Consider the following 14,417-nt stretch of genomic DNA (forward strand, 5'->3'; position numbering starts at 1 on the left):
TACATCCTGAATATTGATGCGGCTTCACCGCCGCCTTCGCTGGCAAGCCAGCTCCCACAGTGGTCTTTGGGTGTGCACACAATTTGTGTAACAACGCTAATCCCTGTGGGAGCGGGCTTGCCCGCGATAGGGCCGGCACAAACGCCGCAAATCGCTTAAACCACCGCCGCCCGCCGCTGCACGAACCGGTCGACGTACTCATCCGCCGGCGAGTGCAGGATCTCTTTCGGCGTGCCGACCTGGATAAGGCGGCCATCCTTGAGGATCGCGATGCGGTTGCCGATGCGCACGGCCTCGTCGAGGTCGTGGGTGATGAAGACGATGGTCTTGTGCAGGGTCTTTTGCAGCTCCAGCAACTGGTCCTGCATCTCGGCGCGGATCAGCGGGTCGAGGGCACTGAACGCTTCGTCCATCAGGATGATGTCGGTGTCCGCCGCCAAGGCGCGGGCCAGGCCCACACGTTGACGCATGCCGCCGGAGAGCTGGTGCGGGTATTTGTTTTCGTAGCCCTTGAGGCCCACGGTGTTGATCCAGTGCAGCGCACGCTCGGTGCACATCTGCTTGCTCTCGCCGCGCACTTTCAAGCCGTAGGCGACGTTATCCACCACGGTCTTGTGGGGCAGCAGGCCGAAGCTCTGGAACACCATGCTGATCTTGCGCCGACGAAATTCGCGCAGGGCTTCCATGTCGTATTGCAGGATGTCCACGCCGTCCACCAGGATCGCGCCGCTGGTCGGATCGATCAGGCGATTGAAGTGACGCACCAGAGTCGACTTGCCGGAACCCGACAGACCCATGATCACGAAGATCTCACCGCTGCCAATGCTCAACGACAGGTCGTTGACGCCGACCACGCAGCCGGTTTCGGCCAGCACCTGGTCCTTGGTCTTTTTCTGGCGAATCATTTCCAGCGCGTCTTTGGAACGGCTGCCGAAAATCTTGAAGACGTTTTTGACTTCGATTTTGCTGATGGCTTGGTTGCTCATTTGCTCACCTCATGCCGTGCGCGACCGTACGCTTGTGTAATGCGGTCGATCACCACTGCCAGAATCACGATCGCCAGACCGGCTTCCAGGCCGCGTCCGACGTTGAGGGTCTGAATCCCCACCAACACGTCTTCACCCAGGCCACGGGCACCGATCATCGAGGCAATCACTACCATCGACAGGGCCATCATGGTGGTCTGGTTGATCCCGGCCATGATGCTCGGCAGGGCCAGCGGCAGTTGCACGCCGAACAGTTGCTGCCAGCGGTTGGCACCGAAGGCGTTGATCGCTTCCATCACTTCACCGTCAACCTGGCGAATACCCAGGTCGGTCAGGCGGATCAGCGGTGGCGCGGCGTAGATCACGGTGGCGAAAATCGCCGGGACCTTGCCCAGGCCGAACAGCATCAGCACCGGGATCAGGTACACGAAGCTCGGCATGGTCTGCATGATGTCCAGCAGCGGCATCAGCACCGAACGCAAGCGATTGCTGCGCGCCGAGAGAATGCCCAGCGGAATGCCGATCAGCACCGAGATGACTGTCGCCACCATCATCAGCGCCAGGGTCTGCATCAGCTTGTCCCAGAGGCCGACCGCACCCACCAGGAACAGCAAACCGACGATGACCGCCGTGGTCACCACTTTACGTGTCGCGTGCCAGGCCACGCCGGCCACGATGGCCAGCATCAGCCACCAGGGCGCCGCGCGCAGCAGCCCTTCAAGATTGACGATGGCCCACAACAGGGTGTCGGAGATGTGCCGGAACACGTCGCCGTAGTTGGTGACCAGCGAATCGACCCAACTGTTGACCCAGTCGGCGATGGAAAAGGTAAAGCTTTCGGGAAACATAAGAGACTCTCAATCAAGGGGTTGCGATCAAGCATCCGACTGCCGCCACCGGCAGCCGGAGAGGCCCAACCTACAAGGCCGCGTCGATTTTCTTGGCTGCGTCGTCGCTCACCCATGCGTGCCAGACTTCAGGATGTTCCTTCAGGAAGATCTTGGCCAGTTTTGGCGACTCGATCCGCTCTTTGGTCATCCGGCCCAGGTTCTGGTTCAGCAGGTCGATCGGCAGGTTGACCTTTTCCAGCACGGCCACCAGCTCCGGGGCCTCTTCGTGGAAAGTCTTGGACAGGCCGACCTTGATGGTCACGGTCTTATCCACGCCTGGTTTCTCTTCGAGTTTCACCACGTCGACCTGACCCATCAGCGGTGTTGGCGACCAGTAGTAGAACAGGATCGGCTCGCCACGCTTGTAGCTCGAGAGGACGGCGGCATCCAGTGCCGGACCGGTGCCCGGACGGAAGTTGGTGTAGGTGCTTTCCAGGCCGTAGCTCTTCAGCATTTCGCTATTATCGAGCTCACAGGTCCAACCCGCCGGGCAGTTGTAGAAACGGCCCTTGGAAGGCTCTTCGGCGTCCTTGAAAATCGCCGAGTACTTGCCCAGGTCAGCAATGTTTTTCAGGTCAGGCGCCTTGGGTTCCAGCTTACGCTTGGCGTCGCCTTCGATCACGTAGCGCGGCACGTACCAGCCTTCGACGGCACCGACCACCGGAGCGCCGACACCAACGACCTTGCCGGCCTTCTCAGCCTTGTTCCAGACCTCGCTGCGGCCGACCCACTCTTCGGCAAACACCTGGATGTCGTTGCTGCTCAGGGCGTTCTCCATGGTGATGGAGTTGCCCGGCAGGCTGTCGGTCTTGCAGTCGTAGCCTTTCTCCAACACGACTTGCAACACGTCGGTCAGCAGCATGGCGCTTTCCCAGTTCAGGCCGGCGAACTTCACCGGTTTACCCGACTCGCACCAACCCGCCGCCTGAGTGGCGCCGGCGCTGGCCAGCAGGCCCATGGAAAGCAATGTGGTCAGCAGGGTCTTGTTCGATTTCATTATTGTGACGCTCCTAATCATGAATTGGCTTACGGCAGTCAAGAGGCATCCTGCCCTGTCCACGTCCAATCAGGCCTGCGCCGCAGCGCGACCGACACTTAGCTTTTGTTCGGTGACCACGTCCTGCTCGACCGGCAGGATCAGTTGATCGGGCACTGTGCCGTGCCATTTTTTCGCACACACGTAATACAGCGCTGCGGGAATCACCAGGCCGATGATCCAGGAAATATCCACATCACCCAGAGCGGCCACCAGCGGACCGGTATAGAACTTGGTGGAAATGAACGGCAGCTGCACCAGCACACCGAACACATAGACGCTGATACCGAGGATATTCCAGCGGCCATAGCGACCGTTCGGATCGGCCAGCGCCGGCACGTCATAACGCTCGCGAGTGATGCAGTAGTAGTCCACCAGGTTGATCGCACTCCATGGCGTAAAGAACGCCAGCAGGAACAGGATGAAGGACTTGAACGCACCGAGGAACGAGTGCTGGCCGAGCAAAGCCATCAGGGTCGCAGCACCGACGATGACCAGCACGAAGACCAGACGCTGCAAGCGCGAGACCTTCAGTTCACCACGGAAACCGCTGATGATGGTCGCAATGCACATGAAGCTGCCGTAGGAGTTCAGTGTGGAGATGGTGACCTTGCCGAACGCGATGCTGAAGTACAGCAGCGCCGCGGTGGCACCCGTACCGCCCAGACCCACGATGTAGGCCACTTCGTGACCGGCGAATTGCCCGTTGGCCGAAGCGGCGGCAAACACGCCGAGGATCATCGCCACCTGGGCGCCAATGACCGAACCCGCACCAGCGGCGAAAAAGGTTTTCACCGAGGACGTCTTGCTCGGCAGGTAACGCGAATAGTCAGCCACATAAGGGCCGAAGGCGATCTGCCAGGATGCCGCGAGCGACACCGCGAGCAGGAAGCTGCTCCAGCTGAAGTGACGGATTTGCAGGAGTGCGCCAACGTCAACTTGGCTCATCAGACGGCTGAACAGATAAACAAAGGCAATCACGCCAATGACACTGGCAACACGACCGATCCAATGGATCACCCGATAACCAAGCACCGTGACCAGCACGATGACACTGGCGAAAAGGAGGATGCCGACGGTGTCGCTGACGCCAAACAACTGGCCCAGCGCCTGGCCGGACAGCACGGTACCCGTTGCGGTGAAGCCCAGGTACATCAGGCAGACCAGCACGATCGGGATGGCCGCACCATAGACGCCGAACTGGACCCGGCTGGAGATCATCTGCGGCAGGCCGAGTTTGGGTCCTTGCGCGGCATGCAGCGCCATGACGCCGCCGCCGAGCAGTTGACCGATCAACAGGCCGATCAACGACCAGAACACGTCACCGCCCAGCACCACGGCCAAAGCCCCGGTGACAATCGCGGTGATTTGCAGGTTGGCACCCATCCACAGGGTGAACTGGCTAAACAGACGACCGTGTCTTTCCGCTTCCGGGATGTAGTCGATCGAGCGTTTCTCGATCAACGGTTTGTTGCCTGCACGCTCGCTGTCAGCAGCCATGGTTCAACCTCTGTGGATTGTTTTAATTGTTCTATCGGGTCACTCGGTCCCTGTGGGAGCGGGCTTGCCAGCTCCCACAGGTTTTTTTATTTGCCGGTAATCATCGGCAGGTTCAGCCCTTGTTCCTTGGCGCAGTCGATCGCGATCTGGTAACCCGCATCGGCGTGACGCATAACGCCGGTCGCCGGGTCGTTGTGCAGCACGCGAGCGATACGCTCGGCCGCTTCGTCAGTACCGTCGCAGACAATCACCATGCCCGAGTGCTGGGAGAAGCCCATGCCGACGCCGCCGCCGTGGTGCAGGGAGACCCAGGTCGCGCCGCTCGCGGTGTTGAGCAAGGCGTTGAGCAGTGGCCAGTCGGACACGGCATCGGAACCGTCCTGCATCGATTCGGTTTCACGGTTCGGGCTCGATACCGAACCGGAGTCCAGGTGGTCGCGACCGATCACGATAGGTGCAGACAGCTCGCCGCTACGGACCATTTCGTTGAACGCCAGACCCAGCTTGGCGCGCAGACCCAGGCCAACCCAGCAGATACGTGCCGGCAGACCCTGGAAGCTGATGCGCTCGCGCGCCATGTCCAGCCAGTTGTGCAGGTGAGCGTCGTCCGGGATCAGTTCCTTGACCTTGGCGTCGGTCTTGTAGATGTCTTCTGCGTTACCCGACAGTGCAGCCCAACGGAACGGGCCGATGCCACGGCAGAACAGTGGACGGATGTAAGCCGGTACGAAGCCTGGGAAGTCGAATGCGTTTTCCACGCCTTCTTCTTGCGCCATCTGACGGATGTTGTTGCCGTAGTCGAAGGTCGGCACGCCCATTTTCTGGAAGTCCAACATCGCTTTAACGTGCACGGCCATCGATTGCTTGGCGGCCTTGATTACAGCGGCAGGTTCGGTCTTGGCGCGAGCGCGGTACTGGTCCCAGGTCCAGCCAGCAGGCAGGTAGCCGTTGAGCGGGTCGTGGGCGCTGGTCTGGTCGGTAACCATGTCCGGGCGTACGCCGCGCTTGACCAGTTCCGGCAGGATTTCAGCCGCGTTGCCCAGCAGCGCGATGGAGATCGCTTTGCCTTCTTTGGTGTACTTGGCGATGCGAGCCAGAGCGTCGTCGAGGTCTTTGGCCTGCTCATCGACATAGCGGCTTTTCAGGCGGAAATCGATGCTGACCTGCTGGCATTCGATGTTCAGCGAGCAAGCGCCGGCCAGGGTTGCAGCCAGAGGCTGGGCGCCACCCATGCCGCCCAGGCCAGCGGTCAGTACCCACTTGCCTTTCAGGTCATCGTTGTAGTGTTGGCGACCGGCTTCGACGAAGGTTTCGTAGGTGCCCTGGACGATGCCCTGGCTGCCGATGTAGATCCAGCTGCCCGCGGTCATCTGGCCGTACATGGCCAGGCCTTTGGCGTCGAGTTCGTTGAAGTGTTCCCAGCTTGCCCAGTGTGGCACCAGGTTGGAGTTGGCGATCAGCACGCGCGGGGCGTTGGCGTGGGTCTTGAACACGCCGACCGGCTTGCCGGATTGCACCAGCAGGGTCTCGTCGTCGTTCAGGTTGGTCAGGCTTTCAACGATCTTGTCGTAGCATTCCCAGTTACGTGCCGCACGACCGATACCACCGTAAACCACCAGCTCCTTTGGGTTCTCGGCGACTTCAGGGTCGAGGTTGTTCATCAGCATGCGCAGCGGCGCTTCGGTCAGCCAGCTCTTGGCGGTCAGCTTGTTACCGCGGGCAGCACGGATTTCAACGTCACGAAACTTAGTAGGTTTATTGTCAGTCACGAAAAGAACTCCTCAGCAATCAATCCAAACCAACCCAGGCAGTGGGCGAGCAAGCCAATGGGCATCAGTGCACACCGGCGAATCAGTGGACGATGGTTGAGTCCTCGTGACTCATACGCATACGTCTTTACTTGTACATACAAGCATATGCAATCAAGCGGCCAACTTGTTGGATGGGCATTCAAGAAAAATCGTTGAAGGGCTGCAGAGCGCCTGAATCAAGGGTTCCAGCGTAGATGAATTATTTCGAGAGGATTTTTTGGAGGATGGGCGGGTTGTTACTTGAGCGTAGTTTTGCGCCACACTGGGGCGTTCGGTAACAAAGTGGTGCGCGGAGGGAAACGGATTTGCAGTGACAAAAAGCATCGCGGGCAAGCCCGCTCCCACAGGATCTTCATAGGACCTGTGGGAGCGGGCTTGCCCGCGATAATGTCGTTTGAGTTTTGGATCAGTGTGCAGTCAGTTCGATCACGCAGCAGGCGGCATTGCTGGTGACTTCCAGCAGGCCAGTGTTACCAACAAGTTGCAGGCAATCATGGCGACCCAGTTGTGAAGCACTGTTACCGACCTTCACCTCAAGCGCATCGCTGACACTGAACACCAGCACAGTCCCGGCCTCGCTGAAAAACCGCTGCTCACCGCTCAACCATTGCAGCCGTGCGCTGTAACGCTGTGGCGCGTAGATCAGGTTGAAATCGCGGATCGGCCCACCCAGCAAGGTGCAGGACACCTGGCTTTCACCGCTGAAGGCAAACGGATCGATGGGTAACAATGGCCGCGTAACCTGTCCATCCACGGACAAGGTCATGCCATCGCCCTGCAGCACGGTGATGATCCGCTCGTAACCGGCGAAGGTGGAAAAGCCACCCGACTCACCGATGTCGGCAATCGACAGACGCCAGCCGAAACCATCCAGGCCGGTACCGGAGTCACGGGTGATTTCTTCAGTGCTGCCGCCGCCGTTCTTCCACGGCATGCGCGGGTAATCAACTGCGCGTAAAACCTTTGTATCAATCATTTATGAAACCGACCTTCCAGACGATGACGGGAACCGGGATGGATCAAACGGGCGGCGGTCACGGGCTGGCGACCGGACCAGGTACGCCGGCGAATCAGCAGGCACGGCTCGCCCTTTTCAATCTGCAGCAACTTGCATTCGGAGGGCTCGGCCAGGATGGCCTCAACCACGTGCTCGCCTTCGGTCAACGGCGCGACCTGGTTCAGATAGGCGTAAGGGGTTTGCAGGGTGAAATCCTGCTTGAGGTATTCCGGCGCCACCAGGGCGTTGACGAAACGGTCTTCGATTTGCACCGGAATATCGTTTTCGAAATGCACGATCAGCGAGTGGAACACCTTCTGTCCTTCACGCATGTCCAGGGCCAGGGCGCGCTCGGAGCCCGCGGCCTCTTCTTCGAGGGTGATGACCTTGCACGTGTGGCGATGACCACGGGAGGCGATTTCGTCGGCGATGTTGTGCACTTCAAACAGCGCTGACTGGCTTTTCGGCTCGGCGACGAAGGTGCCGACGCCCTGCATGCGCACCAACAGACCATCAGCGGTCATCTCGCGCAGGGCGCGGTTGATGGTCATGCGGCTGAAACCCAACTGGCTGACCAGCTCGCTTTCCGACGGAACGCGGTAGTGCGGCGGCCAGTTTCCACTGTCGATTTGCTGGGTGATCATTTGTTTGACGCGGGCGTACAAGGGCGCCGGACTGTCGCCCATGTTCGCGGCCAACGGAGAGACTGGAGGCGGAGTCGGCACGGTTAATCCTTGGTCGTTTAGGTGATGTTGCTAGCTTGCCGGAGTTTACCGGGCAGGCAAACGTCTGTATATGTATATACAAATAACACACGATGGGGTGCTGAACCATGTCCGCCTTCTTTGCCGAACGCGCGCTGCTGCCTAGTGGATGGGCCAACAATGTACGTCTTGAGGTCAGCGCCGATGGCGTATTGACCCATATCCAGGCCGATTCCCATGCAGATGGCGCCGAGCGGTTGAGCGGCCCGCTACTGCCGGGCATGCCGAATCTGCACTCCCACGCCTTCCAGCGGGCCATGGCCGGGCTGGCAGAAGTGGCGGGCAATCCGAACGACAGTTTCTGGACCTGGCGCGACTTGATGTATCGCCTCGTCGGAAAAATCAGCCCGGAACAACTGGGCGTCATCGCCCGTCAGCTGTACATCGAAATGCTCAAGGCCGGTTACACCTCGGTGGCGGAATTTCATTACGTACACCACGACAGTAATGGCCAACCCTACGCCGACCCGGCCGAACTGGCCTTGCGCATCAGCCAGGCCGCCAGCGCCGCCGGCATCGGCCTGACCCTGCTGCCAGTGCTCTACAGCCACTCCGGTTTCGGCGGCCAGACCCCGAACGACGGTCAACGTCGCTTTATCAACAGCACCGAGAACTACCTGAAGCTGCAATCGCGCCTGCAACCCCTGCTCGCTCAGCAGAAGGCCCAGTCGCTGGGCCTGTGCTTCCACTCGCTGCGCGCGGTAACACCGCAGCAGATCAGCGAAGTGCTGGCGGCCAGCGACAAGCAATGCCCCGTGCACATTCACATCGCCGAACAACAGAAAGAAGTCGACGACTGCCTGACCTGGAGCGGCCGCCGCCCGCTGCAATGGCTGTATGAAAACACCGAGGTCGACCAGCGCTGGTGCCTGGTCCACGCCACCCACGCCAACCCGGAAGAAGTCACGCTGATGGCCAAGAGTCGCGCCATCGCCGGCCTGTGCCTGACCACCGAGGCCAACTTGGGCGACGGGATTTTCCCGGCGGTGGACTTCCTCGCCCAGGGTGGGCGCATGGGCATCGGTTCCGACAGCCATGTGTCATTGAGCGTGGTGGAGGAACTGCGTTGGCTGGAGTACGGCCAACGTCTGCGCGATCAGCGGCGCAATCGCTTGTATGGTGCGGATCAGCCAATGGTCGGCCGTACCTTGTTCGACGCGGCGCTGGATGGCGGAGCCCAGGCGCTGGGTCAGCCGATTGGTGCGCTGGAGGTTGGCAAGCGTGCGGACTGGCTGGTGCTGGATGGCAACGATCCGTATCTGGCGACGGCGAGCGGTGACGGGATCCTGAACCGGTGGTTGTTTGCCGGTGGTGATCGTCAGGTGCGCGATGTTCTGGTCAATGGCCAGTGGGTCGTGCGTGACGGACGGCATGCTGGCGAGGAAGAAAGCAACCGGGCTTTCACCCAGGTCCTGCGCGAACTTTTAGGCTGACACAAAAACAACTGTAGGAGCGAGCCTGCTCGCGATGGAGTATCAGTGACATAAATGTGTCTGACACACCATCGCGAGCAGGCTCGCTCCTACAGGGATTTTTGCAATCAGTTCGAGGTCTTGGCCATCTGCGTATCCGACGCCCGCCAGATCAGCCGCGTGGTGTCATAGCCCTGCTGACGCGCCTTGCTCAGCAATTCTTCACGCACGACACCGTTGACGGTCGGGGTGCGTGACAGCAACCACAGGTACCGACGGCTCGGGTCGCCGACGATAGCGGTCTTGTAGTCATCGCTGACATACAACACCCAGTATTCGCCTTTCGCCGTACCCGGAATCAGCCGGGAGAACCAGGTATCGAACTCGACCCACAACTTATCGGACTTACCCGGCACTTGTGGATAAGCCGTGCCCTTGACCTCTTCCCACTCCCACTGCGGCGTCAGGCAACGGTTCAATACCGCCACGTTGCCATCGGGCTTGAGTGTGTAATGAGCTTCGGATTGCGCGCAATCGCGCTGGAAGTACATTGGCATACGGGCCAACTCGTACCAGGTACCCTGGTAGCGCTTGAGGTTGACGCTGTTGACGGTTTTGGGCGCCAACGGATCCTGGCCAGAAGTGGCACAGCCAGCCAATACCAGGCTGGCAAAAAGCATCATCAATAACCGCTTCATTGTTTTTCTCCCGTGGGCGCGTGGCCCCGGTTTACTTCAGGCCTTGGCCGGAAAACATCAGCACTTTGTCACCGGCATACTGCACGCTGATAAAGCTGTTCTTGTCGCCCCAGGTGCAACTGGACATGCCGAGCGCACCCGAACAGTCGGCCGGTTTGCCCAGCAAGGTTTCAACCTCGGTCTTGGTCATGCCGGAAGAGAGTTTCGAGTAGTTTTCCTGATTGATCTTGCTGCACGCAGCCAACAACACGCAGAACGAAAGCAAGGCGATGGATCGCAGCGACATGGTGTAACTCCAGGGGCGAAGGGGATTGGCATGGCTGCCAAGCAGAACCTTAGAAGAGCAAACCCGTTTCTGGTTCCCTGGATTGCAGGGTATTTATAGGGCCGCTCGTCTGCCTTCCCGCTAATAATCAACCACTTTGTAAGGCTATTGGACATTTCGTCGGGTTTCGTCAAAAACGCCTAATCTTTGGCGCCATTCAGTCGAAATAAAAGGCAGCGCAATGCTCTATTCCGTGGCATTGCCCCCCTTTTGTCGACACGCCTTTTCGCGGTAGCTCACTTAATGACCAGAAACATGAAGTTCAGCCACAAAATCCTGTTGGCTGCCGCCCTCGTGGTGGTTGTCGCATTCGCTTGTTTCATCCTGTTCAACGACTATCGCCAGCGCGAGACGTTGCGTAGCAGCACCGAAGCCTCGATGCAGGAACTGGGCAGCCTGACCACCAGCAACATTCAGACCTGGCTGGAAAGCCGCATCCAGTTGCTGCAATCACTGTCCCAGCAGATCGCTGTGGATGGCAGCGCCCCGGCCAGCCTGAAACGCGCCATCGACCTGCCCGCCTATACCGGCAACTTCCAGCTGAGCTACTTCGGCGGCACCGATGGCGTGATGTTTTCGGTCCCGGCGGGCAACCGCGCGGCGGACTATGACCCGCGCGCCCGTGGCTGGTACAAGGCGGCCAACAGCGCGCAGCAGACCATCGTCACGGAACCGTACATCGCTGCTTCCTCCGGCAAACTGGTGATCACTGTCGCCACGCCAGTGAAGCAACAGGGCCAGATGATCGGCGTTTCCGGCGCCGACATTGACCTGTCCAGCGTCAGCGCGATCATCAACTCGCTGAATTTCGGTGGTCACGGCCATGCCTTCATTGTAGGCGCCGATGGCAAGATCCTGATCCACCCTGACAGCAAACTGGTGCTCAAGAACCTGACCGATGCCTACCCCAACGGTGCACCCAAAGTCAGCCCAGGCATGAAGGAAGTCGAGATCGACGGCAAACGCCAGTTCATTTCCTTCACCCACGTCAATGGCGTGCCGTCGGCGGATTGGTATGTGGCACTGGTGCTGGACCAGGACACCGCCTTCTCGATGCTCAGCGAATTCCGCACCTCGGCGATCATTGCCATGGTCATTGCGGTGGTGATCATCATCGCCCTGCTGGGCATGCTGATCAGTTTCCTGATGCAGCCATTGCTGACCATGGGCCGTGCCATGCACGACATTGCCGAAGGCGAAGGCGACCTGACCAAACGCCTGACCATTCACGGTCACGACGAATTCGGTGCACTGGGGCTGTCATTCAACCGTTTCGTAGAACGCATTCACACCTCGATTCGCGAGGTCTCCTCGGCCACCGGTCAGGTCAACGAAGTGGCGCTGCGTGTAGTGGCGGCGTCCAACTCGTCGATGTTCAACTCCGACCAGCAAGCCTCACGCACCAGTAGCGTCGCCGCGGCCATCAACCAGCTCGGCGCCGCCGCCCAGGAAATCGCCCAGAACGCCGCCCTCGCCTCCCAGCATTCGAGCGATGCCCGCGCCCTGGCCGAAGAGGGTCAACAGGTGGTGGATAACACCATCTCGGCGATGCACCAGCTATCGGCGAAGATCAGCGACTCGTGCGGCAATATCGAAACGCTCAACAGCAACACCGTCAACATCGGGCAGATTCTGGAAGTGATCACCAGCATCTCCCAGCAGACCAACCTGCTGGCCCTCAACGCCGCCATCGAAGCCGCGCGTGCAGGTGAAGCCGGGCGCGGGTTTGCGGTGGTTGCCGATGAAGTGCGCAACCTCGCTCACCGCACCCAGGATTCGGCGCAGCAAGTGCAGAAGATGATTGAGGAGCTGCAAATCGGCGCCCGCGAAGCCGTGGGCACCATGACCGAGAGCCAGCGTCACAGTGAAAGCAGCGTCGGTATCGCCAACCAGGCCGGTGAACGCCTGGGCAGCGTGACCCAGCGCATCAGCGAAATCGACGGCATGAACCAATCCGTGGCGACGGCGACGGAAGAACAGACGGCCGTGGTGGAATCGATCAACGTCGACATTACCGAGATCAACACCCTGAACCAGGAAGGCGTGGAGAACCTGCAATCAACCTTGCGCGCGTGTGCCGACCTTGAGCAGCAGGCGGCGCGGTTGAAGCATCTGGTGGGTAGTTTCCGAATCTAGAGCGCGGTCGCCGGCCTCTTCGCTGGCAAGCCAGCTCCCACAGGGTTTTTAGTCGTACATAGAATCCGTGTACGACAACAATCACTGTGGGAGCGGGCTTGCCCGCGAAGGCGACATCAGCAAGAACAAAAAACTAGAAGCGAGACCCTGGCTTCGAAAGAAACTCCAGCTCCTGCGCCGTACTCTCCCGCCCCAACACCGCATTGCGATGCGGAAACCGCCCAAACTGCGCGATCACCTTCTGATGCTTTTCGGCATAGTCCAGATAATCGGCAAACAGCGCCCTGTCACTTTCCGGCTGCTGCTCCAGCAGTTCGATGTAGCGAGAGATGCATTCGTTTTGCACTTCGAGGTTTTCGCAGTGCTCGAACACCAGCAGGATGAACACCCGCTGGATCGGCTGCAGTTGCCGATCGAAATCCGCGGCAATGCCTTGAGCAACCAGTGCCTGGGCCCTGGTGTCACCGGAAAAGGCTTTGGGGGTATCGCGAAAGAGCATGCGCGGCAGTTGATCGAGTAACAGCACCAGGGCCAGCCAACCTTCGGGACATTGCGCCCACTCGGTCAAACCGCCGGCCAGTGCTTGCTCGACCTGGCCCCCGAAGCGCTCACGCGCTTCGAGGTCCTGGCTGTCACGCTTGCCGAACCATAACCTGCCCTTCTGCGCCGCCACTTCTTTTGCTGATTCGGCATTTCCGAACCACCATTCGAGCAACGGCTGCCAGGGCGGGTTCATGGTTTACTCCTTGTGGTAAGCCGTGACGCGTGCAACTTCTTCTTTCGAGCCGAGGAACACCGCTACGCGCTGGTGCAGACCTTCAGGCTGGATGTCGAGGATGCGCTGGTGGCCGTCGGTGGACGCGCCGCCCGCTTGTTCGACGAGGAACGACATCGGGTTGGCTTCGTACATCAGGCGCAGCTTGCCCGGCTTGGACGGCTCGCGGCTGTCGCGTGGGTACATGAACAGGCCACCACGGGTCAGGATGCGGTGCACGTCCGCGACCATCGCCGCAACCCAGCGCATGTTGTAGTTCTTTTTCAGCGGGCCTGCGTCGCCTGCCAGCAGTTCGCTGACGTAACGCTGTACCGGTGCCTCCCAGTGACGCTGGTTGGAGGCGTTGATCGCGAATTCCTGGGTGGATTCAGGAATGGTGATGTCTTCGTGGGTCAGTACGAAGCTGCCCATTTCACGGTCCAGGGTGAAGCCTTTGACACCGTCGCCCAGGGTCAGCACCAGCATGGTCTGAGGGCCATAGATGGCATAACCGGCGGCAACCTGCTGGGTGCCTGGCTGCAGGAAGGCTTTTTCATTCAGCGCTTCGTTCTGGCTCAGGTGTTCGTTCGGGCAGCGCAGCACCGAGAAGATAGTGCCGACCGGGGCGTTGATATCGATGTTCGACGAACCGTCCAGCGGGTCGAATACCAGCAGGTAGGCGCCTTTCGGGTATTTGCCCGGGATCTGGTAGGCATTGTCCATTTCTTCGGACGCCATGCCGGCCAGGTGACCGCCCCATTCGTTGGCTTCAAGCAGGATTTCGTTAGAGAGTACGTCGAGCTTCTTCTGCACTTCGCCCTGAACGTTTTCAGTACCCATGCTGCCCAGAACACCGCCCAGGGCGCCTTTGGAAACGGCGTGGCTGATCTCCTTGCAAGCACGCGCCACCACTTCGATCAGGAAGCGCAGATCGGCAGGAGTGTTGTTGCTGCGGGTCTGCTCAATCAAATAGCGACTCAAGGTAACGCGGGACATGGAAGGCTCCGGAGAAATGGGGGGGCTAAAAACCCGCGCAGTTTAGCGCGAGTCGGTGCGCATTTCCTCCTATCAGACGTGATCGGTCGAAGAGAGTTCATGCGCGGGGATG

Annotated in this window: 13 protein-coding genes and 1 pseudogene; 3 read left to right on the forward strand and 11 right to left on the reverse strand. The window is 59.8% G+C overall.

The genetic code is table 11. From position 1 onward, the window contains the following. Window positions 1-155: 155 nt before the first annotated feature. From BJ917_RS17270 to hutC, 7 genes are all read right to left on the reverse strand, one after another. Window positions 156-986 carry a glycine betaine/L-proline ABC transporter ATP-binding protein gene (locus BJ917_RS17270; RefSeq protein WP_096513833.1) on the reverse strand — a complete coding sequence of 277 codons (831 nt, stop codon included), beginning with the start codon at window positions 984-986 and terminating at the stop codon, window positions 156-158. Further along, window positions 983-1,834, reverse strand: coding sequence for a proline/glycine betaine ABC transporter permease (locus BJ917_RS17275; RefSeq protein WP_096513834.1), 852 nt, complete (start codon window positions 1,832-1,834; stop codon window positions 983-985). The genes BJ917_RS17270 and BJ917_RS17275 overlap by 4 nt, the downstream gene beginning before the upstream one ends. 70 nt (window positions 1,835-1,904) lie before the next feature. After that, window positions 1,905-2,873: an ABC transporter substrate-binding protein gene (locus BJ917_RS17280; RefSeq protein ID WP_096513835.1), complete on the reverse strand. Its 969-nt coding sequence runs from the start codon at window positions 2,871-2,873 to the stop codon at window positions 1,905-1,907. Window positions 2,874-2,942: 69 nt separating this feature from the next. Then, window positions 2,943-4,412: a cytosine permease gene (locus tag BJ917_RS17285; RefSeq protein WP_121103927.1), complete on the reverse strand. Its 1,470-nt coding sequence runs from the start codon at window positions 4,410-4,412 to the stop codon at window positions 2,943-2,945. An 86-nt stretch (window positions 4,413-4,498) separates the two neighbouring features. Then, window positions 4,499-6,181: a urocanate hydratase gene (gene hutU / locus BJ917_RS17290; protein WP_096513837.1), complete on the reverse strand. Its 1,683-nt coding sequence runs from the start codon at window positions 6,179-6,181 to the stop codon at window positions 4,499-4,501. Window positions 6,182-6,629: 448 nt separating this feature from the next. Further along, entirely contained in the window at window positions 6,630-7,199 is a 570-nt protein-coding gene (locus BJ917_RS17295) for a HutD family protein (protein WP_096513838.1), read from the reverse strand. Next, window positions 7,196-7,906 (reverse strand): histidine utilization repressor, encoded by a 711-nt coding sequence (hutC, locus tag BJ917_RS17300; protein WP_170948611.1) that lies wholly within the window; start codon window positions 7,904-7,906, stop codon window positions 7,196-7,198. Before hutC ends, BJ917_RS17295 begins: the two co-directional genes overlap by 4 nt. 146 nt (window positions 7,907-8,052) lie before the next feature. Between hutC and BJ917_RS17305 the strand changes: the two genes are divergently transcribed. Further along, the gene (locus BJ917_RS17305) at window positions 8,053-9,417 is read left to right on the forward strand and encodes a formimidoylglutamate deiminase (RefSeq protein WP_096513839.1); all 1,365 of its coding nucleotides are present in this window, start codon (window positions 8,053-8,055) and stop codon (window positions 9,415-9,417) included. Between the two features lie 107 nt (window positions 9,418-9,524). Here BJ917_RS17305 and BJ917_RS17310 read toward each other — a convergent pair whose 3' ends face one another. Together BJ917_RS17310 and BJ917_RS17315 are read right to left on the reverse strand one after the other, a co-directional pair. Further along, window positions 9,525-10,094 carry a lipocalin family protein gene (locus BJ917_RS17310; protein ID WP_096513840.1) on the reverse strand — a complete coding sequence of 190 codons (570 nt, stop codon included), beginning with the start codon at window positions 10,092-10,094 and terminating at the stop codon, window positions 9,525-9,527. 31 nt (window positions 10,095-10,125) lie between these two features. Further along, on the reverse strand, window positions 10,126-10,380 hold the full coding sequence (locus BJ917_RS17315; protein ID WP_096513841.1) for an outer membrane protein assembly factor BamE: 255 nt from the start codon (window positions 10,378-10,380) through the stop codon (window positions 10,126-10,128). Window positions 10,381-10,674: 294 nt separating this feature from the next. Between BJ917_RS17315 and BJ917_RS32770 the strand changes: the two are divergent. Both BJ917_RS32770 and BJ917_RS32775 read left to right on the forward strand, forming a co-directional pair. Next, window positions 10,675-11,697, forward strand: a pseudogene (locus BJ917_RS32770) (cache domain-containing protein); the annotation flags it as partial. A gap of 93 nt (window positions 11,698-11,790) precedes the next feature. Beyond that, a complete protein-coding gene (locus tag BJ917_RS32775; RefSeq protein ID WP_372237735.1) occupies window positions 11,791-12,555 on the forward strand; it encodes a methyl-accepting chemotaxis protein in 765 nt (254 codons plus the stop codon). A gap of 133 nt (window positions 12,556-12,688) precedes the next feature. Here the strand turns inward: BJ917_RS32775 and BJ917_RS17325 are convergent, their stop codons facing one another. Continuing rightward, on the reverse strand, window positions 12,689-13,291 hold the full coding sequence (locus tag BJ917_RS17325) for a DUF924 family protein (RefSeq protein WP_121103928.1): 603 nt from the start codon (window positions 13,289-13,291) through the stop codon (window positions 12,689-12,691). Between the two features lie 3 nt (window positions 13,292-13,294). Then, complete coding sequence (locus tag BJ917_RS17330; protein WP_096513844.1) at window positions 13,295-14,305, reverse strand: class 1 fructose-bisphosphatase; 1,011 nt, start codon at window positions 14,303-14,305, stop codon at window positions 13,295-13,297. Between the last annotated feature and the right edge of the window lie 112 nt (window positions 14,306-14,417).

This window comes from Pseudomonas sp. WPR_5_2, assembly GCF_003634475.1.
Taxonomy (GTDB): domain Bacteria; phylum Pseudomonadota; class Gammaproteobacteria; order Pseudomonadales; family Pseudomonadaceae; genus Aquipseudomonas; species Aquipseudomonas izuensis.

Excerpts from the sequence above, each read along its gene's own strand:
- BJ917_RS17315 (WP_096513841.1), bottom strand. The coding sequence starts at position 10,380 with ATGTCGCTGCGATCCATCGCCTTGCTTTCGTTCTGCGTGTTGTTGGCT.
- BJ917_RS17270 (WP_096513833.1), bottom strand. The coding sequence starts at position 986 with ATGAGCAACCAAGCCATCAGCAAAATCGAAGTCAAAAACGTCTTCAAG.
- BJ917_RS17310 (WP_096513840.1), bottom strand. The coding sequence starts at position 10,094 with ATGAAGCGGTTATTGATGATGCTTTTTGCCAGCCTGGTATTGGCTGGC.
- BJ917_RS17295 (WP_096513838.1), bottom strand. The coding sequence starts at position 7,199 with ATGATTGATACAAAGGTTTTACGCGCAGTTGATTACCCGCGCATGCCG.
- BJ917_RS17330 (WP_096513844.1), bottom strand. The coding sequence starts at position 14,305 with ATGTCCCGCGTTACCTTGAGTCGCTATTTGATTGAGCAGACCCGCAGC.
- BJ917_RS17280 (WP_096513835.1), bottom strand. The coding sequence starts at position 2,873 with ATGAAATCGAACAAGACCCTGCTGACCACATTGCTTTCCATGGGCCTG.
- BJ917_RS17285 (WP_121103927.1), bottom strand. The coding sequence starts at position 4,412 with ATGGCTGCTGACAGCGAGCGTGCAGGCAACAAACCGTTGATCGAGAAA.
- BJ917_RS17325 (WP_121103928.1), bottom strand. The coding sequence starts at position 13,291 with ATGAACCCGCCCTGGCAGCCGTTGCTCGAATGGTGGTTCGGAAATGCC.
- hutC (WP_170948611.1), bottom strand. The coding sequence starts at position 7,906 with ATGGGCGACAGTCCGGCGCCCTTGTACGCCCGCGTCAAACAAATGATC.
- BJ917_RS17305 (WP_096513839.1), top strand. The coding sequence starts at position 8,053 with ATGTCCGCCTTCTTTGCCGAACGCGCGCTGCTGCCTAGTGGATGGGCC.
- BJ917_RS32775 (WP_372237735.1), top strand. The coding sequence starts at position 11,791 with ATGTTCAACTCCGACCAGCAAGCCTCACGCACCAGTAGCGTCGCCGCG.
- BJ917_RS17275 (WP_096513834.1), bottom strand. The coding sequence starts at position 1,834 with ATGTTTCCCGAAAGCTTTACCTTTTCCATCGCCGACTGGGTCAACAGT.